General features: G+C 31.7%; 22 protein-coding genes and 2 tRNA genes. 20 read left to right on the top strand and 4 right to left on the bottom strand.

The annotated features are described in order from the left end of the window. Positions 1 to 177 precede the first annotated feature (177 nt). The 9 genes from trxA (at position 178) to IUY40_RS12465 (ending at position 10,165) form a co-directional block, all read left to right on the top strand. Positions 178 to 495 (top strand): thioredoxin, encoded by a 318-nt coding sequence (trxA, locus tag IUY40_RS12505; RefSeq protein ID WP_195737199.1) that lies wholly within the window; start codon positions 178 to 180, stop codon positions 493 to 495. A gap of 85 nt (positions 496 to 580) precedes the next feature. Beyond that, the gene (locus IUY40_RS12500; protein WP_195737198.1) at positions 581 to 3,151 is read left to right on the top strand and encodes a M1 family aminopeptidase; all 2,571 of its coding nucleotides are present in this window, start codon (positions 581 to 583) and stop codon (positions 3,149 to 3,151) included. A gap of 5 nt (positions 3,152 to 3,156) precedes the next feature. After that, positions 3,157 to 4,083, top strand: a complete 927-nt coding sequence (locus IUY40_RS12495; RefSeq protein ID WP_195737197.1) for a DUF58 domain-containing protein — start codon at positions 3,157 to 3,159, stop codon at positions 4,081 to 4,083. A gap of 86 nt (positions 4,084 to 4,169) precedes the next feature. Continuing rightward, positions 4,170 to 4,243: transfer RNA gene (locus tag IUY40_RS12490), tRNA-Asp, on the top strand. A 487-nt stretch (positions 4,244 to 4,730) separates the two neighbouring features. Next, positions 4,731 to 4,804 (top strand) — tRNA-Asp (locus IUY40_RS12485). Between the two features lie 120 nt (positions 4,805 to 4,924). After that, positions 4,925 to 5,752 (top strand): AraC family transcriptional regulator, encoded by an 828-nt coding sequence (locus IUY40_RS12480; protein WP_195737196.1) that lies wholly within the window; start codon positions 4,925 to 4,927, stop codon positions 5,750 to 5,752. A 452-nt stretch (positions 5,753 to 6,204) separates the two neighbouring features. Then, a complete protein-coding gene (locus IUY40_RS12475) occupies positions 6,205 to 7,494 on the top strand; it encodes a TolC family protein (RefSeq protein ID WP_229335541.1) in 1,290 nt (429 codons plus the stop codon). Between the two features lie 24 nt (positions 7,495 to 7,518). After that, on the top strand, positions 7,519 to 8,571 hold the full coding sequence (locus tag IUY40_RS12470; protein ID WP_195737194.1) for an HlyD family secretion protein: 1,053 nt from the start codon (positions 7,519 to 7,521) through the stop codon (positions 8,569 to 8,571). 4 nt (positions 8,572 to 8,575) lie between these two features. Then, positions 8,576 to 10,165, top strand: a complete 1,590-nt coding sequence (locus IUY40_RS12465; RefSeq protein WP_195737193.1) for an MFS transporter — start codon at positions 8,576 to 8,578, stop codon at positions 10,163 to 10,165. 2 nt (positions 10,166 to 10,167) lie between these two features. Here IUY40_RS12465 and IUY40_RS12460 read toward each other — a convergent pair whose 3' ends face one another. Then, positions 10,168 to 10,668, bottom strand: a complete 501-nt coding sequence (locus IUY40_RS12460; RefSeq protein WP_195737192.1) for a DUF456 domain-containing protein — start codon at positions 10,666 to 10,668, stop codon at positions 10,168 to 10,170. Between the two features lie 48 nt (positions 10,669 to 10,716). On the opposite strand from IUY40_RS12460, the gene IUY40_RS12455 reads away from it, so the two are divergent. From IUY40_RS12455 to IUY40_RS12445, 3 genes are read left to right on the top strand one after another with little or no spacing between them, the layout of a single operon-like run. Then, on the top strand, positions 10,717 to 11,100 hold the full coding sequence (locus tag IUY40_RS12455) for a hypothetical protein (protein ID WP_195737191.1): 384 nt from the start codon (positions 10,717 to 10,719) through the stop codon (positions 11,098 to 11,100). 41 nt (positions 11,101 to 11,141) lie between these two features. Next, the gene (locus IUY40_RS12450; RefSeq protein ID WP_195737190.1) at positions 11,142 to 11,618 is read left to right on the top strand and encodes a hypothetical protein; all 477 of its coding nucleotides are present in this window, start codon (positions 11,142 to 11,144) and stop codon (positions 11,616 to 11,618) included. Between the two features lie 2 nt (positions 11,619 to 11,620). Further along, positions 11,621 to 12,334 (top strand): DUF4184 family protein, encoded by a 714-nt coding sequence (locus IUY40_RS12445; protein ID WP_195737189.1) that lies wholly within the window; start codon positions 11,621 to 11,623, stop codon positions 12,332 to 12,334. Positions 12,335 to 12,480: 146 nt separating this feature from the next. On the opposite strand, the gene IUY40_RS12440 is transcribed toward IUY40_RS12445, so the two are convergent. Together IUY40_RS12440 and IUY40_RS12435 are read right to left on the bottom strand one after the other, a co-directional pair. Continuing rightward, on the bottom strand, positions 12,481 to 13,581 hold the full coding sequence (locus IUY40_RS12440) for a glycosyltransferase (RefSeq protein WP_229335539.1): 1,101 nt from the start codon (positions 13,579 to 13,581) through the stop codon (positions 12,481 to 12,483). After that, positions 13,581 to 14,525 carry a lysylphosphatidylglycerol synthase domain-containing protein gene (locus tag IUY40_RS12435; RefSeq protein ID WP_195737188.1) on the bottom strand — a complete coding sequence of 315 codons (945 nt, stop codon included), beginning with the start codon at positions 14,523 to 14,525 and terminating at the stop codon, positions 13,581 to 13,583. The genes IUY40_RS12440 and IUY40_RS12435 overlap by 1 nt, the downstream gene beginning before the upstream one ends. A gap of 151 nt (positions 14,526 to 14,676) precedes the next feature. Between IUY40_RS12435 and ruvC the strand changes: the two genes are divergently transcribed. The 8 genes from ruvC to IUY40_RS12395 all read left to right on the top strand — a co-directional run bounded on the left by ruvC (position 14,677) and on the right by IUY40_RS12395 (position 21,471). After that, a complete protein-coding gene (ruvC, locus tag IUY40_RS12430; protein ID WP_195737187.1) occupies positions 14,677 to 15,231 on the top strand; it encodes a crossover junction endodeoxyribonuclease RuvC in 555 nt (184 codons plus the stop codon). Between the two features lie 38 nt (positions 15,232 to 15,269). Continuing rightward, positions 15,270 to 17,444 (top strand): P-loop NTPase fold protein, encoded by a 2,175-nt coding sequence (locus IUY40_RS12425; RefSeq protein WP_195737186.1) that lies wholly within the window; start codon positions 15,270 to 15,272, stop codon positions 17,442 to 17,444. Positions 17,445 to 17,468: 24 nt separating this feature from the next. Continuing rightward, the gene (gene hemW, locus IUY40_RS12420; RefSeq protein WP_195737185.1) at positions 17,469 to 18,623 is read left to right on the top strand and encodes a radical SAM family heme chaperone HemW; all 1,155 of its coding nucleotides are present in this window, start codon (positions 17,469 to 17,471) and stop codon (positions 18,621 to 18,623) included. 108 nt (positions 18,624 to 18,731) lie between these two features. After that, positions 18,732 to 19,487 carry a cyclase family protein gene (locus IUY40_RS12415; RefSeq protein WP_195737184.1) on the top strand — a complete coding sequence of 252 codons (756 nt, stop codon included), beginning with the start codon at positions 18,732 to 18,734 and terminating at the stop codon, positions 19,485 to 19,487. Further along, positions 19,484 to 19,885: a GNAT family N-acetyltransferase gene (locus tag IUY40_RS12410; protein WP_195737183.1), complete on the top strand. Its 402-nt coding sequence runs from the start codon at positions 19,484 to 19,486 to the stop codon at positions 19,883 to 19,885. The genes IUY40_RS12415 and IUY40_RS12410 overlap by 4 nt, the downstream gene beginning before the upstream one ends. Further along, positions 19,882 to 20,316 (top strand): DUF4260 domain-containing protein, encoded by a 435-nt coding sequence (locus IUY40_RS12405; RefSeq protein WP_195737182.1) that lies wholly within the window; start codon positions 19,882 to 19,884, stop codon positions 20,314 to 20,316. Before IUY40_RS12410 ends, IUY40_RS12405 begins: the two co-directional genes overlap by 4 nt. Before the next feature lie 8 nt (positions 20,317 to 20,324). Continuing rightward, positions 20,325 to 20,696, top strand: coding sequence for an MmcQ/YjbR family DNA-binding protein (locus tag IUY40_RS12400; RefSeq protein ID WP_195737181.1), 372 nt, complete (start codon positions 20,325 to 20,327; stop codon positions 20,694 to 20,696). Positions 20,697 to 20,766: 70 nt separating this feature from the next. After that, a complete protein-coding gene (locus IUY40_RS12395) occupies positions 20,767 to 21,471 on the top strand; it encodes a PH domain-containing protein (RefSeq protein WP_195737180.1) in 705 nt (234 codons plus the stop codon). A gap of 127 nt (positions 21,472 to 21,598) precedes the next feature. On the opposite strand, the gene IUY40_RS12390 is transcribed toward IUY40_RS12395, so the two are convergent. Beyond that, positions 21,599 to 22,699, bottom strand: a complete 1,101-nt coding sequence (locus IUY40_RS12390; RefSeq protein WP_195737179.1) for a DUF4407 domain-containing protein — start codon at positions 22,697 to 22,699, stop codon at positions 21,599 to 21,601. Between the last annotated feature and the right edge of the window lie 195 nt (positions 22,700 to 22,894).

Here is a 22,894-nt window from a genome sequence, read left to right as displayed (position 1 = left end):
ATAAGTAATTAAAAAATAGGGCAAGTATAAAGATTTACGATGCTTTTATAATGAAAACTAATTTGGAAATAGAGGTGAATTGATTTTAAATTTCTAAATTTGTACTCGAGTTCGAAACTCATTAAAAATTGTCCCCCAAAGAGATGTCTGAGGGTTAAACTTTAAACAAAAAAGAAAATGGCTTTAGCAATAACAGATGCTACTTTTGAAGAAGTAGTTTTGAAATCAGATAAACCAGTTATGGTTGACTTTTGGGCAGCATGGTGTGGGCCTTGTAGAATGGTTGGTCCAATCATCGACGAATTAAGCACTGAATATGCTGGAAAAGTAGTAATAGGAAAAGTAGATGTAGATGCAAACCAAGAATTTGCTGCAAAATACGGTGTACGTAATATTCCAACTGTTTTGGTTTTTCATAACGGAGAAGTAGTAGGTAAACAAGTAGGAGTTGCTCCGAAACAAACTTACGCAGATAGTTTAGACGCATTGTTGTAATCTATTCTGATTATTTATATAAAAAAGGTTTGGCGCAAGTCAAACCTTTTTTTATTTTTAACGAATATCTATACCTATTTTAAAAATGAAAATTATTTATTACTTCCTTAGTTTCTTTATTTTATCAGGTTCTTGTTGGTCTCAGTCTGTAAAAAAGAATGATTTTTTATTAGAAAGTGGTGTTTCGGAGGAATTGGCAATTTTTAGAAAACAACAAATTTCTAACGTATCTTATAATTTGTTATTTGTAATTCCTGATAAAAAAGCTAAAGAAATTATTTCGAATCTTATAGTGGAGTTTAAATTATCTGATTTAAGTAGGCCGTTGTATCTTGATTTTAATGAGAAATCTCAAAATTTAAAAACAATTCTTGTAAACGGTAAAAATGTAGCTGTTGTACATGAGAAAGAGCATATCGTTATTTCTGACAAGAACTTGGTTTTGGGTGATAATAAAGTTGAAATTTCGTTTATTGCAGGAGATTTGTCATTGAATAGAAATGATGATTTTCTTTATACATTGTTAGTTCCAGATAGGGCTAGTACATTGTTTCCATGTTTTGATCAGCCAGATATTAAGGCAACTTATATACTTGCTCTTACTGTACCAAAAGATTGGGCTGTTTTGGCAAGTGCCTCAGTAAAAGAAAAGATCGAAAGTGGTGATGCAGTTACTTATAAGTTTGGGAAGTCGGATAAAATGAGTACTTATTTGTTTTCGTTTGTAGCAGGAGAGTTTAAACGTGTTACACAAAACTCTAGTGGTAATAGACAAATGACAATGCTGTATAGGGAGAATAATCCAGATAAAATAAAAGCAAGTACAGATACAATCTTTAATTTGCATCAGCAATCTTTGATTTTTTTGGAGAATTATACGCAATATTTGTTTCCGTTTCAAAAATTAGATTTTGCTTCAATCCCTGTGTTTCAATATGGAGGAATGGAACATGTGGGGGCTATTCAGTATAGAGAATCATCTTTGTTTTTGGATAATAGTGCTACAGATAGTGAAAAGTTAAATCGTGCTAAATTAATTGCTCATGAAACGGCTCATATGTGGTTTGGCGATTTGGTAACTATGAAATGGTTTGATGATGTTTGGATGAAAGAGGTTTTTGCAAATTTCATGGCAGATAAAATTATGAATCCAATTTTCCCAAAGGTAAATCATGGTTTGCAGTTTTTAACAGCTCATTATCCTAGTGCTTATGCTGAAGATCGATCTGCGGGAACACATCCTATTAAACAAAAATTGGCTAATCTTAAAAATGCAGGATCGCTATATGGAAGCATCATTTATAATAAAGCGCCAATCATGATGCGCCAACTAGAAGCTTCAATGGGAGAGGAAGCGTTTAGAAAGGGGATTCAGAAATATATACACAAATATGCAAATGATAATGCAAATTGGGAAAATTTAGTTGAAATTCTGGATGCAGAAACCCCATTAGATATAAAGAAATGGAGCGATGTTTGGGTTAATAAATCAGGAAGACCGATTCTTACGAGTCGTATAGAATATGATTCTAAAAACAATATAAAAAGTTTTGAAATAGAACAACAGGCAGAAGATAAATCTAAGAATCTTTGGCCACAAATATTTGATATTGGATTAGTGTACCCTGATGGTGTCAAGGTAATTAAAGTTACTTTAAAGGATAAAGTAACCAAAGTAGAAGATGTTTTTGGACTACCTAAGCCAACTACAATTATATATAATTATGATGGTTTTGGATATGGTGTTTTTCCTGTAGATGTAAATAGTCTGAATAATATTCCAACAATAAAGGATGAGGTGGCAAGAGCTTATAGTTATATCAATCTTTATGAGAATATGTTAGCTGGTGTTGTTGTACCTGCAAAAGTGTTTGATTCTTGTCTGGAAGGAATTAAAGTAGAACAAAATGAATTGGTTATTAAAATTTTGTCTAATCAATTAAATACCATTTTTTGGAAATTTCTAACAGAGAAAGAACAAAATATCAGCCAACAACAGCTTGAAGGGGTTGTTTATGCACGTCTGCAGTTAGATTTGCCAAAAAATATTAAAAAAACGCTATTTAGCTTGTTTAGTTCTATTGCTTATTCAGATTCTGGAAAAGAAAAATTATACCGAATATGGAATAAAGAAGATGTTATTGCTAATTTAAAATTAAATGAAGATGATTATACGGGTATAGCTATGAATTTGGCTATATTTAAGCATCAAAAATCAGATGAGGTTCTAAGTAAGGCAATGTTAGCTATTAGTAATCCGGATAAACAAAAGAGATTCGAGTTTTTGCTTCCTTCATTGTCAAAAGATGATTCGGTTAGAGATGCATTTATGTTGTCTTTAAAAGAGGATAAAAATAGAGAAAAAGAAACTTGGGTTTCGTCGGCTTTAGCAAATATTCATCATCCATTGCGTCAGGAAAGTGCTAAAAAGCATCTTCGTTTTTGTTTGGATTTAGTAACAGAAATTCAGCGTACGGGAGATATATTTTTTCCAAAAGATTGGCTTAATAGTACGGTTGGAAAATATTCATCAAGCTATGCTTATAATGTAGTGGAAACGTTCTTGAAAGAGAATCCTAACTTTAGTCCGATACTAAAGAGAAAATTATTACAAGCCACAGATGATTTATACCGTGCGCAAAAAATAAAAAAGTAAAGCGAATGAAGATTGAATCGCAAATAGAGAAGATTTCTAGTTTTCAGCATCTGGAGATGTTGGCTAACCAAGTTGTAGAAGGTTTTATTTCCGGAATGCATAAAAGTCCATTTCATGGTTTTTCGGCAGAATTTGCGGAACATAAAGTGTATAATGTTGGCGAAAGTACAAGACATATAGATTGGAAGTTGTTTGCTAAGACAGATCGGTTGTATGCAAAACGATTTGAAGAGGAAACTAATTTACGTTGTCATTTAATTATAGATAATTCGGCATCGATGCATTACCCTGATTTAAAACCAGGTCAATTTTTTTATGAGAATAAAATTGGTTTTTCTGTTTTAGCATCGGCAGTTTTAATGAATATACTAAAGAAACAACGTGATGCGGTAGGGTTGAGTGTGTTTTCGGATAGTTATGAGTATTATGCACCCGAAAAAGGTAGTGATCGCCATCATAGAATGTTGCTTAATAAATTAGAAGAGCTTTTAGAGAAGCCTAAGGAAGCTAAAAAAACGGATACGATTACCTACCTGCATCAGATTGCAGAGAAAATCCACCGACGCTCGATGATTATCCTGTTTACAGATATGTTTCAGTCGGAAAATGAAGAGTTATTGTTTAATGCACTACAGCATCTTAAACACAATAAGCATAAAGTAGTTTTGTTTCATGTAATAGATAAGGAAACAGAGGTAAAGTTTGATTTTGATAATGCGCCACGTAAATTTATTGACCTGGAAACTGGTGAAGAAGTAGCTGTTTTTGCAGATAATGTGAAAGCAGAATATGAAAAAGAGGTAGAAAGTTATTTTAAGAGGTTGGTTTTAACCTGTGCTCAAAACCGAATTAAGTATGTTCTGGTTGCAGTAGGTGAGAATTTTGAAAAAATAGTAACGACTTACTTAGTTGAAAAACAAACCTTTGGATGATAAGTGCGAAAAAAATTAAATATTTTTCACAAAAAGTCTTGCAAAAATGAAATTCTATAGTATCTTTGCAACCGCAATAACGCAGAGGTTTGGTAGTTCAGTTGGTTAGAATACATGCCTGTCACGCATGGGGTCGCGGGTTCGAGTCCCGTCCAGACCGCAATATTGGGGAAAGCCTTTCTTTATGGAAAGGCTTTTTTGCCCAAATACGGTATCTAAAATTAGTTGTGTTGTTTGGTCGGCCTTGTAAGCTGACCGGGTTTAGTAGTTAGACCAATGAAAAGCTTTCCACTTTTGTGGATGGCTTTTTTGATTTAAGACCTTTTTGGTTTACGAAAATTAATCACAAAGTACAGGGTCATGCAAAATAAATTAAGCTTTGCAATCTTTGCAGTTGAATTTTATAAAATTTCGAATTCCAATTTTCTAATACTGTAAGTTTATTCCAATTATAGGAATAAAAGAGTTTAGCTGTTCTTATGTTACTCATTCTAGTTTGAATTGTTTAGAATTACAACTTTTTTATTTTCTTACTTTGATAGAAATCAAGGTATTAAAAAAACTATATTTTTTTTTATTTAAAAAACGCAAAAAAGCTTGTAGAATCACAACTTCTATTGTACTTTTGCCCCACAATAAAGCAAGTGGGTTTGGTAGTTCAGTTGGTTAGAATACATGCCTGTCACGCATGGGGTCGCGGGTTCGAGTCCCGTCCAGACCGCAATATTGAAAAAAGCCTTTCTTAACGGAAAGGCTTTTTTATTTTAGGTAACTTCACTTTGTGTAATTTTCTTCCTTATGTTTATATATCACAAAAGCTGTTTTGCATTTAATTACTTCAATGGAACATTCAATTCATAAAGAGCACAAGTATTATATTAAAACAGTAGATGCTGATAAAAAGAGCATTTATTGTTACCATGATTTGATGGGAGAATTATATGTTCCTACGCATAAACACAATAAAGCACAATTTCTTTATACTGAAGGTGATGTTGTATTTGTAACGACAGAAACTAAAACCTATTTCTTACCAGCACGACATTTTATATGGATTCCGGCAGGAATTGAACACAGTATTCATCCAAAGTCTGAGAATGTGATGATGCGAAACTTATACTTTCCTGTTGAAAAAGAGGAAGACTCTTTTTATCAAAATGAGGGCATTTATCCAGTTAATAATTTATTGCTTCAAATGATGCTTTTTACCAATCAATGGAATGGAGATCTTAAAAAAGGCAGCCCTAATTTTGTAATTGCTAAAGCGATTAAGGCAATATTACCTCAAATTTGTTTAACCAATTTACCTCTGGAATTGCCTTTGCCAAAAGATGCTCGGCTGAGTAAAATCTTGCGGTATGTCGAAAATAATTTAGGAGAAACGATTCTGTTTGGAGAAATTGCACATCAATTTGGGTATAGCGAGAAATCTTTGTATCGTTTGTTTCAGAAAGATTTAGGGATGTCTTTTATTCAATATTATACTATTAGAAGAATATTAAGAGCGATTGAATTACTGCTTGATCGAAAATTATCTGTAAAAGAAGTAGCGCAGGAAGTTGGATATAGTAGTGTGCCAACATTTAGCAATACGTTTTTTAAGATTTTAGGACAACGCCCATCGGATTATCTGAATGGAGAAAATATTCTGAAAAAAGGGAAGCTGTAAAGACTAATCTACTTATTGGATATTAATTTTCTTCTGTGAAATCTGTATGCGTAAAATGGTTTCACGCAGATTTTGCAGATCTTTTAAATAAGTCAATAGTTTTTTTGTGTAGTTTTTAGTGTTAATCTATGTTTATGAATGATTTATCAATTTTTTACCTGCAAGATCTGCTGAATCTGCGTGAGTAAAATAATTTTAGGCAGATTACGCTTGGCTCTAAAAAAGTAATAAGTATTTGCTTTTTATGTACTTGTTGCTATCTTTTTCGGCTAAATCAGTTGAAAATTTCAATTGTTAAAATTTGTCCGAAATGAATATGTTATTGACTTTTTAGAATTATCAGGCGATTATAAAATGAAAGAACTTTGCAGTGAATAAATTACACTACTTTCATGTTCCTTAAAAAAAGGTTTTCGACAATACGATATTTTTCTAAAAATTTGGTTTTTATCTTGGTTTTCCAAGGAGTAACTGCACTACAAGCTCAACAGAGTAATCCGATTTCATTGCAAGAAGCAATAAAAATTGCAAAAGAAAACAACAAAAAAATTCTCAGGTCTCGTATTGAGGCAGATATTTCTAAAGAAAATATCAAAGAAACCAAAGAACTTCGTTTGCCTGAAATAGATTTTAACGGAGGTTATTCTCGTATTACAAACTTAACAGAGTTTAAAGGCGGATTTTTAAAAGACAAAGCTGTCACAAATTCCATTCCTGAAATGTATAATATAGGTACAGCTATTAAAGTACCCTTGTATGCCGGGAATAAAATAAATAATGCTATTGAGATTGCTAATCAGGAAAGCAAAATTGCTCAGGTAAGAAGCGAAAAAGTAGAAAATGATATTCAGTTAGAAGTAATTGGTACTTATTTGGGGATTCAAAAAATGATGGAACTTCAAAAAATTATTGAAGAGAATATCAAAGAGGAGAAAAGCCGACTCAAAGAAGTTCAGTCCTTAAAGAACCACGGAACGATTACCAAAAATGAAGTTTTGAGAGCCGAACTTCAGCTTTCGGATCGGGAGTTAAATTCTTTGACAAATTCGAGAAATATTAAAATTGCCCTTCATGAATTAAAAACAATCCTTCAATTACCCGAAGAGCAAGAAATTGCTATTGATACAACAGCAAGTTTAAATGAGAATGTAAGTCTGGATAACTATAATTACTATTTAAACAATACGCTTCAAAATGAAGAGATGAGAATTGCAAATCAGGAAATCGAAGTTAAGAAAACAGAATTAAAATTAATAAAAGGGAATTTTTATCCGACTATAAATTTCTTTGGGGATTATAATTTTAAATATCCCAATTATATGTTTTTTCCGCCAAACCCTTATTTGTATAGTTTAGGGCAGGTAGGAATCGAAGCAACATTTAGCTTGTCGGGGTTATATAAAAACAAAACCAAAGTACATATTGCAAATTCAAAGATTGAATGGCAGAAAACTCAATCTGAAATTGTAAAAAATAAAGTTCAGGATGAATTATTTAGAAATCATACTCAATATCAGGAAATAGTCGAGAAGATTATAGTTGTTGATAAAGCACTAGAATTAGCAACAGAAAATTATCGCATTGTAAAGTTAAAATACCTAAACCAATTAGTTCTTATAACAGAAATGGTCGATGCTGATAATGCGCTGTTGCAAGCAAAATATAATAAAATAGCAACTAGAATTGATGCTGAAATGAAATATTATGAATTGCTTCACATTGCAGGATTGTTAAATAATTGAATTTTAAAAAGATAATAAAATTTTATGGTAAAGATTAAAAATGAAACAAGAGCTAATAAGTCGTTTCATACATTGATAACAGTTATCGCTTCTGTGCTTGTTTTAAGCGGAATCGTTTTGGGAATTTGGTTTTATATTTTTAATAAAAATCACGAAGAAACAAATGATGCTCAGGTTGAGCAATATGTTACACCTATTATGTCAAGAATTACTGGATATGTTCAGGAAGTTCGTTATGAAGAAAATCAATTTGTTCATAAAGGTGATACGTTGTTGGTTATAGATAATCGTGAATATAAATCAAGACTAGATGTGGCTTTGGCAGATGTAGAAAGTGCTAAAAAAAACAGTGTTGTTATCGAAAAGAATGTGGCAACAACTGCAAGTGCAACTACAATTGGAAAGTCTCAATTGGCTGCAGCCAAAACAAATCTGTGGAAAACACAATTGGAGTACCAACGATACAAAGCTTTAGTAAAAGAAGAGGCTGCTACAGAGCAACAATTAGAGAAAGTAAAAGCAGATTATGAATCGGCTCAGGCTCATTATCAAGAAATGAATAACCGAATCGAAACATCAACGCTAAATACATCTCAGGCAGCTGCGAGTGTTCCTACTGCGCAAACAGTAATTCAGTCTAAACAAGCTTTGGCTGATAACGCTGCTTTGTTTCTTTCTTATACTGTAATTACTGCGCCTTATGATGGATGGGTTGCTAAAAAAACAATTCAACCAGGGCAAATGATAAAAGAGGGGCAAACTTTACTTTCGATGGTTAGTAAAGAAAAATGGATTACAGCAAACTTTAAAGAAACTCAGGTGCAGTTTTTAACTATCGGTCAGGAAGTCGAAATACATGCTGATGCGCTTAATGATAAGGAATTCGTAGGTATAATAGTTTCACTTTCGCCTGCAAGTGGTGCGCGATTTTCATTATTGCCACCAGATAATGCCACTGGTAACTTCATTAAAATAGAACAAAGAATTCCAGTGAGAATAAAATTAAAAGAGACAAGCGAACATGTTGATTTCCTTCGTGCCGGAATGAATATAACTGTTGTAGCCGAACACAAATAACATAATGTTAGAAAATACAAGCGTTTTTAAGTCATGGGTTCCAAATTGGGCAATCATTGTAATATTATTTTTTTGCATGTTGCATTCTATGATTTTGTTGGGAGTTTATTCTTCGAATGTTACCTATGCATCAAGTTTTTTAGATATAGAACCAGAGGACTTACAATTTTCGATGTGTGTTACTTATGGAACTTTGCTTGCTACGATATTAATAGAGAGTCGATTTTCTAAATTTTTCCCAACCAAAAAATATTTGATTGCTGTATTTTGCTTGGTTGCGATTACTATAATGTTATCGGCTTATGTAAAGAACTTTTCGCTGTTTATTATGATAAGAATGGCCGAAGGTTTTCTGATGGCATTGCCTGGGGTTCCATTAAGACAGTTATTAATTACCCGATTTAAATCTAAAAATGCCATAATAATTGGGTTTACGTTTAATTATGGTGCATTATTGTTGTCATCTCCTTTTATAATGAATATTGCTATTTGGCTTTTAGAGAATTACGATTGGAAATATATGGCATATGGTTCGGCATTGTTCCAGATTATCTGTGTTTTACTGATAATGATAACCTTTAATGACAGCCGTCTTCATCGAAAAATCCCATTGTATCAAATAGACTGGACAAGTTTTGTTTTATTGCTGGTAGCCATATTATGTGGAGCTTATTTCTTTGTGTATGCTGAGAAAAAATATTGGTTTGAATCTTCCGAAATTCAATTTGCACTAATTACATCACTAATTTCGACGGGCTTATTTATCTTTAGACAGTTACATGTAAAACGACCTTGTTTTGATTTGAATGTCTTTCGATATGCCAATTTACGAATAGGTTTTTTGTTGTTTTTTCTTTTTTATATTGGTAGAGCAACACTTGCTATTTGTCATAGTACGATGTTTAGTGTCTGGAATTGGGAACCATCGCGTGTAGCTAATATTCAGTTTATTAATGTGATAGGAAATATAATTGGAATGGTTTTGGCTGCGTTTTTTTTAGCAAAAACGGTAGCATCCAGATATATTTTTATGCTTGGGTTTTTTATCTTAGCAGTATTCCATTTATGGTTTACCTTTCTTTTTGTACCAGACATCTCATTGTCAGTAATGGCAATTCCATATGTTTTACAAGGGGTTGCAGTAGGAGTTTTGTTTGTACCATTGGTTTTATTTACGATGTCATCCGTTCCTGGAGAATTAGCGCCATATTCTGGAGCAATAGGAGTTTCTGGGCGTTTTTGGGGAAGTACGATAGGATTTTGCATAATGCAAAATGCGGAGAAGTTTTTTCAGAAATCACATTTTACAAAGCTAACACAGTTTATAGCACCCGAAAATCCCGAAACACAAAGCCGAATTGCGCAAACAGCTCAAGGTTTTATTGGCAAAGGTTTCAATCCCGACGAAGCTAATCTTCTGGCGATGAAACAAATTCTAGGGTCTGTAACCAAGCAATCTATTTTGTTATCTAATATGGAGATTTTTACTGCTGTTGGATACGGATTATTAATTCTAGTGTTTCTTTTAGGAATTAATCAGCATTTAAAACAAACATTTGATGTCTTTAAAAATAGGGTTTGGAATAGTTTTTAAATTTAGAATAATCCAGCACGATTTTGCCATACAACTGTAAGAAACAAACCGAAGAATATAATGCAAAGCATAAAGTTTATAAAACTCGAAGCTAAGAAGCCAATAAACGAACCCGTAGCTGCTTTTAAGGCGCGATTATGGTCTTTGTAATCGTATAGTAGTTCCCCAATAAAGGCACCTACAAAGGGGCCAATAATGAATCCAAAAGGGATTGGTACAAAGATCCCTAGAACTAAACCAATATTAGTTCCCCAAATACCGTAAGAGCTTCCTCCAAATCTCTTGGTGCCTTTGGCTGGTATGATGTAGTTTAAAATTGAAATGATAATTGTAATTGCTAGTGTAATTCCTAAAACCCAATAATTCATTGTGACAGCTTTTGTTAAATAAAGTAGCAATAAGCCTAGCCAACTCAAACTTATTCCAGGTAAAACAGGTAGAAAACTACCTAAAATGCCAATAATCATACATATAAAACCAAGTAACAATAATAGTGAATCCATATAATTTTTTTGTAATTTTGCACATATAAGCTTTTAGTTAACTCGTCTATGTTTAGAATTTTGCAATTAATGTTGTTTTGTTTCTTGATTTTTTTAATCAATACGACTACATATGCGCAAACTAAAAAACTTTCAATAGACGATCGATTACTTCAGGATAGCATTTATAAAAGTAATAAGAAAAAAGTATTAAATTTTTCAATGAAAGATTTTGATGCACTTTTTTTTGATTTCTTTAAAGATAAAAATAATCCTGATGTTGTTTTAACTAAAACGCAGTTTTATAATTATACAGTTCAGATTGCCACTTTTTCAGACCGATTATCAAATCTGTATCCTGCTCAAAAAGAAGTAGCAGCAAAAAATAAAGAGCAATGGCTTTCAGAAAGTTATGAGGATTATTTGTTATTCAAAGCTTCTCAAAAAAAATAATTGTATTTTTATAAATTATAGTCCAATTCAAAACAAAACCCTTGAAGCAATTTTCTCTTTTATTAGTAATTTTTTTGTTTAACTCTTGTCAATATTTTGAGAAGCAGGTACCTTCTGAAAAAGAATTATTGCAGAAAGAATTAAAATCAATTAATTGGAAAGAAGTCGATGAGTTTCCATCGGTAGTTGAGTGTGAAAAAATCGAGAATAAAAAACAACGTCAGCTGTGTTTTTTCGAGATAATGACACAGCTCATTCAACAAAAACTAAGCAGTGATACACTTGCAATTCTTTATCCAGAACTGGATACTATTGAAGTAAAAGTGACAATATTTTCAAATGCCACAATGAAATTCGAGCCACAATTCCCAAAAGATTCAGTAGCTTATGATACCGTAAAAATCGATAGCATTTTGCGTGTACGTTTAGTTGATTTCCCTAAAGTTAACCCCGCTATTAAACGTGGAATTCCAGTTAAAACTCAGTTTATATTACCCGTAATTCTTAAGGTAGAGTAGCGATGCCGTTTACATTTTCACACCCAGCTATTGTTTTACCATTTTTAAAGAATAAAAAACTCTCAGCAACAGCTTTGGTAATTGGGTCAATGTCTCCCGATTTAGAATATTTTTTCAGAATGAAAATGCAAGGCGATATCGGACATACTCTTTTAGGCGTGTTTCTCGTAGATATTCCTTTGGGTGTTTTAGTAGCATTCCTATTTCATCAAATAATAAAAAGACCATTAATAGATAATCTACCTGATTTTTTTAAAGAAAGACTATTTGTTCTTAAAGAAAGCAACTGGATAAATTACTTTAAATCTAATATTGGGATTGTTATTATCTCATTTATACTAGGTATTCTTTCTCATATATTTTGGGATTCGTTCACACATATAAATGGATATTTTGTACAGAGAATATCTTTTTTGGTAGGAGAGTTAGATTCAATTCCTGTTTATAAAATTGCACAGCATTTAAGTTCTTTAGTTGGGATGGGATTAATCCTTTTTTACGTCTATAAATTGCCCATAAAAACTGAAGAATCTAATAAAATCAGCCTGAAATATTGGTTCTCAGTAATAGGCTTTTCTATAATAATCTTGAGTGTACGATTTGCATTTGGAATGACATTTAAACAAATAGGAAGCGTAGTTGTAAGTACAATTTCTTCACTGTTTTTGGCGCTAACTCTTACGGGATTAATTTTCAGAGATAGAAAAACTATTTAGAAAACTCCTATCACAACCTTTGTAAGAGTCTTAGGAATTAATTTATGAAGCTATTCCTGCTGTCCGCTATATCTTTTTATGGCAAAAAAAGCCATAAAAAGGATGCCGCTTCCATCAGGGCTAGAGTTATCATTTTTGCTAGAATATTATTTTGAGAATTGTCTTCCTTTCCATTCATAACTTCCTAATAGGCTGTATATAGCGACACTAGTACTAAAAAAAGGATACCATAAGTTTGATAGAATAAAATACCGCATTTGCTTATTGGTCAAAAAAGAATTGGTTTGGTAGAGCAAAATGGTATCTAGCATAAACTTAAGAATTAATATACTTAACAGATTAATATAATTTATTTGCAGTGTAAAAAATAGAATCCAACTTGCTACCACACTTAAATTTGCAAGGAAAACAAGAATGCCTAATAATTTTCCGAAAGTGCTTTGATATGAACCTGTTTTGGCAGCCCAACGAACCCGTTGATAAAACAAACTTTCCCAATCGGGAGTCGGTTTTGTAATGATAATATTCTCATCTGCTTTTAAATAATGTACCTGTTCGGGGAATGTTGTAATTGCTTTTTGCAATAAAAACACATCATCACCGCTGGCAATTTTATTATTACCATCAAATCCATTTAGTTTTTTAAATAATGATTTGGTATAGGCAAAATTAGCACCATTGCACATAAAACCTTTATTTAGACCAAAGCTTCCAATTGTTGCGCCTTGCAAACTTGTTAAATCCAATTGCTGAAAATGATGTAAAAAAGAAGTGTTGCATTCGTAAGTAACTGCGCCAGCAATCATCGAAACATCATGAAGCTGGATATAATTATCTAGTGTTTGCAACCAATTTTCAGGAACTATACAATCGGCATCGGTTGTAATAATCCATTCATTGGTGGCATGTTGCATTGCTGTTGTGATAGCATCTTTTTTTGGAGAATTAGTAACGCGAATGTTTTCAATTATTTGAATACTGAATTTCTGAGACAGAATACAGAATGCTTCTTCAGAATCATCATCAACCAAAATCACTTCAAAGAATTCTATTGGGTAATTTAATCTTGAAATACTATTTAATAGAATGGGTAAATTTTCTGTTTCATCTCTAAAAGGAACTACAATCGTAAAATGGGTTTTAGGAGTTAATTCGGTAGGTTGGTATTTTTTAATTTTAGTAAAGCCATAACTAAGCCAAGCTATGACAAGACAATAGATTAGTATTATGGCATACAAAATTACCATTATTTAGCAGTTTTAGTTTTGAAATTTAAAACGTAATAACTTCCAATAAGAACAGGTAAAACCACATTTAAAAACCACATTAATGTAGATATAAAAATCACAATCCATTCGTTTACACCAAGAATCCCGAAGAAATAAACAGCAACACTTCCTTTTACAGCAAAATCCAAAAACTGAAAAGTTGGTAAGGAAGAAGCTAAGAAATAAACTGCTGAAATTGTTGCGATTAATGTGAAATAGGGTAAGTCAACATCAAAAGCTAGAAATAAAAAATAGTATTGATGCGAGAAAACAAGGTAACGACAAATCCCTAAAAGAATGTTTCTTTGATGAATTGATTTTGGAATTTCGTTAATCTTATGAATTAGTTTCTCGATAGAATATCCTTTGATTGTTATCTTTTTTAATAGAAAAACTACGAGAAATAAAACCAGTAGAAGACCAAAAAGTAATGCAACCGTTGTTGGTGTAATCACATTGTATTTTGAGTTAAAATACATCAAACCAAAAACACCAAATATTACCGTAAGAACCATTTGTATTCCGTTGCAAATCAGGTTTAAGAAAACCACTTTTTTAGTATCTTTTTTATCAAAAAACAATGCTTTTCCAGCATATTCTCCAATACCGTTTGGTGTAAAAAGTCCAGCCGTTAGAGCGCCAAGAACTTGTTTTGTAGCTTCAGAAACTGATATTTTATGGATAACCTGAGCAAGATTTTGCCATTTTAAGATTTCGAAATACCGATTTAAAACGCTGAACAATAAAATGAATGCAATCCCTGAAACCGATTGGTTCTTTTTGAACAAAACGATAAACTTTTGCCAGTCGAGTTTGTCATTTTGCGCCAGTTGATTATAAATAAAGTAAAATGCGCCACCTACAATCAAAAGTTTGACTACAAGAACAAGGAATTGTTTAGCTTTGTGAGGAATTGAAATCATGCTGCAAAGTAAAGGAAAAACTATTGTAAAAAAGCTATTTCGCAAAGACTCACAAAGAAAATCACAAAGAAATGCAAAGATTTAAATGAGGATAAATAATTCTTCGTGGCTCTCTGAGTCTACTTTGTGAAACTTAGCGCAACAAAAAATAATGACAAAAGAACGCATCATATTAGGAATCGACCCAGGAACAACAATTATGGGTTTTGGATTGATAAAAATCGTCAATAAAAAAATGGAATTTTTGCAACTCAACGAATTGCAATTGTCCAAATATGATAATCATTATCAGAAACTAAAAATCATTTTTGAACGTACCATCGAATTAATCGAAACACATAATCCAGATGAAATTGCAATTGAAGCACCTTTCTTTGGTAAAAACGTTCAATCGATGCTTAAGTTAGGACGAGCACAGGGAGTTGCAATGGCAGCAGGACTTTCGAGAGGTATTCCGATAACGGAATACGAACCTAAAAAAATAAAAATGGCAATTACCGGTAACGGAAATGCCAGTAAAGAACAAGTTGCCAAAATGCTTCAACAACTTTTAGGATTAAAAGAATTACCTAAAAACTTAGATTCAACAGATGGTTTGGCAGCTGCCGTTTGTCACTTTTTTAACTCAGGAAAAGTAATCGGAGAGAAAAGTTATTCAGGTTGGGATTCATTTGTGAAACAGAATGAGGAACGTGTTAAAAAGTAGTGTTCAGTCACAGTTTTCAGTAATCAGTAAAATAAATTATGTCAGACAATATTCATTTTTTATCAGATAGTGCAATAAACAACTCGGAAGAAGATTTATTTAATTTCAAACATTATGCCGATAAAGTTAAAAAGCTAATACAATTAAATTCAAGTAATTCAGAAGCAATTACGATTGGAATTTATGGCAAATGGGGAGAAGGTAAAACTTCATTTTTGAATTTAATTGACAACAAAATTGAGCATTTTGATAAAAAAGATGGTGATAAGGAATACTTAAAATGGCATTTTAATCCTTGGAGATATTCGAATGAAGAAGAGATGATGTTTGACTTTTTTGATAGTCTTTCTAAAAAATTTTATGCAAATGAGAAAACAAATCTTCAAGAGGTAGGAAAGTGGATTTCTAAATATAGTAAATATTTAAAGGCTATAAAAATATCTACAACTGTAGGAATTCCTAAGGTCTTTAATTCTAAAGTTGTTTTTAATGTGGATGAAATTTTTAAAGCTTTAGGAGAAGATTTACAGGGAGAAGCAATTACCCTTGAAGTTTTAAAAGATAGGGTAAATGATGCAATAAAAAAAGTAAATTTTAAAGTCATAATCTTTATTGATGATTTAGATAGACTTGATAAAGATGAAATTTATACTATTTTAAAGCTTATAAAATTAAATGCAAATTTTAATAATTTTATATTTATTGTAAATCTTGATATTGATCATGTGTCAAAAGCTATTAAAGATAGATATGGGGATAACGAGGAAGATGGGAAGATGTTTTTAGAAAAAATTATTAATATACCTATTCATTTACCGAAAATAGAAGATGCTGATTTAAAAGAATTCTTTATAAAAAAACTCAGTCAAGTTAGGACTAATTTAGGTTTGAATAAAAGTGAGAATGATGAAGTATTTAATGAAATAATCATGGAATTTTCATCTAATTTTTTTAGTTCACCAAGAGAAATAATAAGAGTTTTAAATAGTTTTTTTCTCGGTGCATTTGCTATAGGAGATGAAGTGCATTTGAGAGATTTATTTTGGGTTGAATATCTCAAAATTAAAAATGGAGACTGTTATAATTTTATAAAAGATTACCAACATAAAAGAGTATTTCAAGAATTTGATAAAACTCTTGATTTCAATGACAACTATGATTCAGAAGAAAAACCAAATGGTAATAGAAAATATTTAATAGAAAAATTTACAAATGTCGCTTTTGTGGTTAATTCCTTATTTCCTACTTATTATAGTAATGGGATAACGATTTTGGGAGGGAAGCCTAATTTAGATTTATTAGATAAACAATCGAGAATTAATCATATAGGACACTATGAGAAATATTTTTCATTTCATAATGTCAGAAAAACATCCGTGCTTAAGCTTAATGCCGTTGAAAAACTTATTGAGCAAAGAAATTCTGATAGCCTAATTTTATTATTAAAAAATTTATTTCTAGATGAAAGACAACATTATAAAATACTTTATAGAATTGAATTAATAATTAAAGAGTTGGCAAGCAAAGACGAGCGTAATTTTTTCTACTCATTTTTGTTAAATAATTTTGATATTATTCCTGATTCTAAAAATGATATGAATGGTCTTGACTATCGAATAAAATTAATTGAATTGATGGCTTCAACATTAGATAAAGACCAAATTAATGACAATTCAAAAATTTCGTTATCGCTAGCTGAAAATTTAGATGTTTATCAATTGTCGCACTTTACTAGAAAATTTAATGAGGATAAATCCTTTAAAGATTCTTTGAAGCAATTTATTTATATAAAAGCTAAAACAACTTTTAATGTTGATAATCCTATATATAAAAACCCGTATAATGTTTCTAACAAAATGATTATGTTTTATTGGAAATTGGGCAATAAAGAAGAATTCAACAATCATATAAATTCAACAATCATAAATGAAGAAAATATTAAACTCTTAATTAGGAATTTTCCAAGTTTTTGGGATAACTCTTATTTTGGACCTTTAGAACAAGATAATTTTGAATATTTGAAGACAATAATTGATATTGATTTTATATTTCAAAAGATACGTGAGTTTAACCCTGATTTAGTAAAACGGATTAATCATAACGATTATGAATTTCCTGATGACGAAGCTAATACAGAAGAGCAAAATTTAGAGCAATTTATTTATTGGTACAAAAAGGAAAAAGAGAATGAAAATCTACTTTTATTATTGTAAGATGAAAAATTGAAAACTAAAAAAATGAGCGGAATATATATCCATATCCCTTTTTGCAAGCAAGCGTGTAATTATTGCGACTTTCATTTCTCGACTTCGATGAAGAAGAAGGAAGACATGGTATTGGCTATTGCTAAAGAAATTGCCATGCGCAAAAATGAGTTTAAACTTCTCGACTCTGCAGGAAGTGACAGCCAAATTGAAACCATTTATTTTGGTGGCGGAACTCCTTCTGTTCTGAGTAATGACGAAATAAACTTTTTAATTTCAGAAGTTTATAAAAATTATAATGTTGTAGATAATCCTGAAATTACGCTTGAAGCAAATCCAGATGATTTATCTGCAGAACGAATTTTCGAGTTGTCAAAAAGTCCGATAAACCGTTTGAGTATTGGGATTCAGTCTTTTTTTGAAGATGATTTGAAGATGATGAATCGCGCCCATAATTCGGTAGAAGCCAAAAAATGTTTAGAAGAGGTAACTAAATACTTTGATAATATTTCTTTGGATTTAATATACGGCGTTCCGGGAATGAGTAACGAAAAATGGAAGCATAATATCGAAACAGCATTGAGTTTCGGAATCCCGCATATTTCGAGTTATGCTTTGACTGTTGAACCCAAAACTGCTTTGAGTAAATTAATACAAACAGGAAAAGTTGCTAAACCAAACGACGAGGTGGCTTCGGCTCATTTTATGATTTTGGTAGAAACCCTTGAAGCAAACGGTTTTATTCATTATGAATTATCAAATTTCGGGAAAGAAAATTACTTTTCTAAAAACAATTCAGCATATTGGCTGGGTAAAAAATATATAGGTGTTGGGCCTTCGGCACATAGTTATGATGGAATTTCTAGAAGTTGGAACATAGCGAATAATTCAATTTATCTAAAATCTATTGAAGAAAATCTATTGCCAAATGAAATAGAAATACTTTCTATATCTGACCGTTATAACGAATATATTATGACTGGATTGCGAACAATCTGGGGAGTTTCATTAGATAGAATCGAAAAAGAATTTGGAACTGATTACCTAGTTTATTTAAAAAAACAAGCTGAAAAGTTTCTAAACGATGAATTGATTTTTATTGAGGATACTATTTTAAAACCAACAGCGAAAGGGAAATTTTTGACTGATGGGATTGCGAGTGATTTATTTTATTTAAATTTGGATTAAAGAGATTAACAGCAAGGTCGCTAAGGTTTTATTTTCTTTTTGTTCATAGCGTATCTCGAGAGCTATTGGGATTGCGAACCTTGCGGTTAAAAAAACATGCTTAAGAATATGAAAGCACTCATTGACAATAAATACCAAATCGATTTATCAAAACCTATCGATATTTCGATTCCGCTTACAAATACAGATGAAAACCCGATTGCTTGGTATATCGAAAAGCCAGTAATCGAACCAGTGGTTTTTGGTGATTGGATTGGGAGAGTTTCAGAAGGAAAATCATCTACCAACTTTAATAATATTTTCTTTAATCCGCATGGGCATGGTACACACACCGAATGCTTGGGGCATATTACACGAGAATTTTATAGTATTAATGATTCTCTAAAAACATTTTTCTTTTTGGCGGAATTGGTTTCGGTTGAACCAGAAGCTAAAGGGGAAGATCTTGTAATTACTAAAGAGCATATTTTGACTTCGCTCAACGGGACAATTCCTGAAGCTATAATTATAAGAACGAAACCCAATTTAAAGTCAAAAAAATCAGCAAAATACTCAAATACGAATCCACCTTATTTGTCGGAAGACGCAGCGATTTTTATTCGCGAAAGCGGAATAGAACATTTATTAATTGATTTACCAAGTGTAGATAAAGAGCATGATGAAGGTAAACTTTTGGCACATAAAGGGTTCTGGAATGTAAAAGATGTAAATAATCTCAATGCAGATGCAAGATTAAATGCTACAATTACCGAAATGATTTATGTAGATGACGAAATAAAAGACGGAAAGTATATTCTGAATTTGCAGATTGCTTCGTTTGAAAATGATGCAAGTCCGAGCAAACCAATATTATATAAAATATGATTACAGTTAGCACTGATAAAAATAAATTAGATGTTCCGTTTATCCAGCATTTCTTAAAAGATATTTATTGGGCTGCGGGTCGTACCATAGAAGAAGTACAGACTACAATTGATAATTCGTTTTGCTTTGGCATTTTTCTGGATGACAAACAAATTGGCTTTGCGCGTGTAATTACAGATTATGTAGTTTTTGCTTATGTAATGGATGTTTTTATTACTGAAGAATATCGAGGGAAAGGCTATTCGTCGATTCTAATTGAAAGAATGATAAATGAACCAGCATTAAAAGACGTTAAAATATGGAGATTAGCAACAAGTGATGCCCATTTCTTATATCGTAAATTTGGCTTTACAGCATTAAATAATCCTGAGAAAATGATGGAAAAAGTAATTGTATGAAAACAGTTATAAAACTAGAAGAGTTAGGCTTATTTGTTTTCGGAATATATTTGTTCAGCCAGTTAGATTATCTGTGGTGGTGGTTTCTAGTATGGATATTAGTTCCTGATTTCTCGATGCTTGGGTATTTATTTAATGCTAAAGTTGGTGCTTTTTTATATAATGTATTTCATCATAGAGGAATTGCTGTTTTGATTTATATTTTAGGATTTTATTTAAAGTTAGAAGCAGTACAGCTTATTGGAGTTATTTTGTTTTCTCATGCTTCGATGGACCGCATTTTTGGTTATGGATTAAAGTATGAAACAGGTTTTAAGTACACGCATTTAGGTGAAACCCACATCAAAAAAGAGCTTTCTTCTGATGAGGTGAAAAAGTGTGTTCCTGACAACCAAAATTTAAATATTTTTTCGGAAGAAATTGGTAAATAAGAAATGATATGAATTTAGAAACGTATTATGAATATTGTCTTTCTAAAAAGGGAGCTACAGAGCATTTTCCTTTTGATGAAGAAACATTGGTGTTTAAAGTAGGTGGAAAAATGTTTGCATTATCATCTTTGTCACAATGGGAAAAAAATACTCCATCAGTAAATTTAAAATGTGATCCAGAACGTGCTCAGGAATTACGCGCCGAATATGATGATATAAAACCAGGTTACCATATGAGTAAAGTGCACTGGAATACCATTACTATGAATGGAGATTTGCCTACAGCTTTTATAAAAGAACTTATTGATCATTCGTATGATTTAGTTTTCAAAAGTTTGACAAAGAAAATTCAGAATGAAATTATTGAATTCAAAAATTAGGCATTACATTTGCAACGTAAGACAAAAAACTAGCAATTCAGTTACTTTGTAACTTAGCAACTTATAAAATATGAAAGAACAATTTAAAAAGTTTTTAAACGAGGAACAAGATCCAAAAGCGATTGAAAAAATTACTTCTAAACTCAATGATTTATTGATGAGAGGTGAAGAGATTGGATATATTGCAGTTCAGAAAAAACCCGCAATTACTGTTTTTCCTGATAGTATTGTTGTAACAAACAAAAGAATTATAATATGTAAGCCTAAGAACTTAGGTCTTTCGATGGATTTTACTGATTATACATGGGATGATATTGTTGGTACATTTGTAAAAGAAAACATTCTAGGTTCAGAGTTTTCTTTTTCTACCAAAACCGATATTCAATTTTCTATAGATTATATTCCTAAAATTCAGGCAAGAAAAATTTTCACTTATGCAAAAGAACAGCTAGATATACTTAAAAACCCAATTCTTGCGACTGCTCCAGTTGCTGAGATTTTAGAACCAGAGGTTGTTGAACCAGTAGAGGAAGAAGATATTGAAGAAATTGATACTGAAGAAGTGACTAGTTATGCTGAAATTATGCCCGCTACAACAATTTATGCAGAACCAGTTCAGGAAAATTCATTTGCTACAGGCGAAAGAAGGTTAAGTGATATGTCACAAGATGAACTTTTTGAAAAGTTGCAGAATTACAAGAAGTTATTAGACAACGGATTGATTTTGCAAGGAGAGTACGATGCATTCAAAAAAGAGATTTTGAGTTATATGTAAATAGGTCAGAATGTCTTAAAGTCGAAAGTCTTAAAGACATTTAGATTATAAATAAAAAAGTCGAAGATAGAATTTCTATCTTCGACTTTTTTATTTTTTAAGAGTTTTGACTTTCAAGCTTTAAGTCTTATAGGGTCGCTTTCTGCTTTTTGACAAAACTATGTGCTTGTAGTTCTAACAGCTCAGTTGCTTTCTTTCGCTGTAGGTCGTATAACTGTTTGTCTTGTGCTATATCCTCATACACTTTGTCATGCATTGCTGCGCTGGTTTTAACCAATAAACTACGTTGGTATTTATTTTGCTCCAAGGTAGCTTTTAATGCCGTTTCCAGCTCTTCTTGTTTAAAATCATATTCCCCTCTTGGAGCTAATAATTTAGCTATAATCGGTGATGTTTCTATGGCAAGAAACAAAAGCATAATAAAGAATGAAGGAAGCCATGGTAGCTTGTTTAGTGCATTTATTCGGGCCATTAAACCATCAAAACCATCAATTATAGGTTGTGTTTCGGATACTTTTTTGTCTACATCGGCTTGGAGTACTAGTGCTGTTTTTTCTTTTACGGCTATTTTTGCTTCATTTTCAGTTTTTAAAGCAGTATATTCTTTTAAGGCTACATCGTGTTTGTCTCGTTTTTCTTTGTATACAGGTCCTTTTCCTAAACGTTTAGAGCCTGCCGTTCCTTCGGCTTCAGTGATGTAAATTGAGTATAATTCGTTTACTTCTTTCTCTTTATTAAGGATGTCTGATTTTAAACCAGCAATTTCGGTTTTGTTTTTATCTAAATCAGATTTGTAGTAGTTGCCAACTTCTTTTTTATTGGCAAGAGCCATCGCATTTTTCTCTTTTAATAAAACGGTGTTGATTTCTTTTTCGAAAATTTTAATTTCTAAAGGTTTTGAAATTACGATTGCAATAATAACTGCCAGAATAATTCGTGGTGTTGCCTGTAGAAATTCGTCCCAAACACGGTCTCTTTTTTTAATTGTAGATACAATAAAACGGTCAAGATTAAAAATAAGTAAACTCCACACAAATCCAAAAAATATGGCTGGATATATGGAGTCAAAAACAGTAAATAAGGCATAAGCACTTGCAATAAATGCCATAACTGCTGTGAAAAAAACAGTAGCACCAATACCTACGTATTTGGTTTGTTCGCTTCCAGAACAGTCTTCGAGGAGGTCTTTGTCGGACCCAGAGCAAAGGATAAAAAATTGTTTTAACATGATTGATGATTTTTGTTTGCTTCGCCAGTTCGCTATACTAGCTCAGATGATTGATAAAGCAAATTTAACGCCAAAAAATTAATATCGGGGTAAATAGTTGATATGTTTTTGGTTAGCCTGTTATTTTGAGTTTTAAAAAAAGCTCTTTTAAAGAGAATTTAAATAATTATCCTTTGCTTGTTGAAATTCCTATTT

The organism is Flavobacterium sp. ALJ2, from assembly GCF_015594725.1.
Lineage (GTDB): Bacteria > Bacteroidota > Bacteroidia > Flavobacteriales > Flavobacteriaceae > Flavobacterium.
This window is presented reverse-complemented; position numbering and strand designations above follow the sequence as displayed.

What these genes read in the sequence shown, in the direction of transcription:
- trxA (WP_195737199.1), top strand. Translation starts at nt 178, where the DNA reads ATGGCTTTAGCAATAACAGATGCTACTTTTGAAGAAGTAGTTTTGAAA.
- IUY40_RS12500 (WP_195737198.1), top strand. Translation starts at nt 581, where the DNA reads ATGAAAATTATTTATTACTTCCTTAGTTTCTTTATTTTATCAGGTTCT.
- IUY40_RS12495 (WP_195737197.1), top strand. Translation starts at nt 3,157, where the DNA reads ATGAAGATTGAATCGCAAATAGAGAAGATTTCTAGTTTTCAGCATCTG.
- IUY40_RS12480 (WP_195737196.1), top strand. Translation starts at nt 4,925, where the DNA reads ATGGAACATTCAATTCATAAAGAGCACAAGTATTATATTAAAACAGTA.
- IUY40_RS12470 (WP_195737194.1), top strand. Translation starts at nt 7,519, where the DNA reads ATGGTAAAGATTAAAAATGAAACAAGAGCTAATAAGTCGTTTCATACA.
- IUY40_RS12465 (WP_195737193.1), top strand. Translation starts at nt 8,576, where the DNA reads ATGTTAGAAAATACAAGCGTTTTTAAGTCATGGGTTCCAAATTGGGCA.
- IUY40_RS12460 (WP_195737192.1), bottom strand. Translation starts at nt 10,668, where the DNA reads ATGGATTCACTATTATTGTTACTTGGTTTTATATGTATGATTATTGGC.
- IUY40_RS12455 (WP_195737191.1), top strand. Translation starts at nt 10,717, where the DNA reads ATGTTTAGAATTTTGCAATTAATGTTGTTTTGTTTCTTGATTTTTTTA.
- IUY40_RS12445 (WP_195737189.1), top strand. Translation starts at nt 11,621, where the DNA reads ATGCCGTTTACATTTTCACACCCAGCTATTGTTTTACCATTTTTAAAG.
- IUY40_RS12440 (WP_229335539.1), bottom strand. Translation starts at nt 13,581, where the DNA reads ATGGTAATTTTGTATGCCATAATACTAATCTATTGTCTTGTCATAGCT.
- IUY40_RS12435 (WP_195737188.1), bottom strand. Translation starts at nt 14,525, where the DNA reads ATGATTTCAATTCCTCACAAAGCTAAACAATTCCTTGTTCTTGTAGTC.
- ruvC (WP_195737187.1), top strand. Translation starts at nt 14,677, where the DNA reads ATGACAAAAGAACGCATCATATTAGGAATCGACCCAGGAACAACAATT.
- IUY40_RS12425 (WP_195737186.1), top strand. Translation starts at nt 15,270, where the DNA reads ATGTCAGACAATATTCATTTTTTATCAGATAGTGCAATAAACAACTCG.
- hemW (WP_195737185.1), top strand. Translation starts at nt 17,469, where the DNA reads ATGAGCGGAATATATATCCATATCCCTTTTTGCAAGCAAGCGTGTAAT.
- IUY40_RS12415 (WP_195737184.1), top strand. Translation starts at nt 18,732, where the DNA reads ATGAAAGCACTCATTGACAATAAATACCAAATCGATTTATCAAAACCT.
- IUY40_RS12410 (WP_195737183.1), top strand. Translation starts at nt 19,484, where the DNA reads ATGATTACAGTTAGCACTGATAAAAATAAATTAGATGTTCCGTTTATC.
- IUY40_RS12405 (WP_195737182.1), top strand. Translation starts at nt 19,882, where the DNA reads ATGAAAACAGTTATAAAACTAGAAGAGTTAGGCTTATTTGTTTTCGGA.
- IUY40_RS12400 (WP_195737181.1), top strand. Translation starts at nt 20,325, where the DNA reads ATGAATTTAGAAACGTATTATGAATATTGTCTTTCTAAAAAGGGAGCT.
- IUY40_RS12395 (WP_195737180.1), top strand. Translation starts at nt 20,767, where the DNA reads ATGAAAGAACAATTTAAAAAGTTTTTAAACGAGGAACAAGATCCAAAA.
- IUY40_RS12390 (WP_195737179.1), bottom strand. Translation starts at nt 22,699, where the DNA reads ATGTTAAAACAATTTTTTATCCTTTGCTCTGGGTCCGACAAAGACCTC.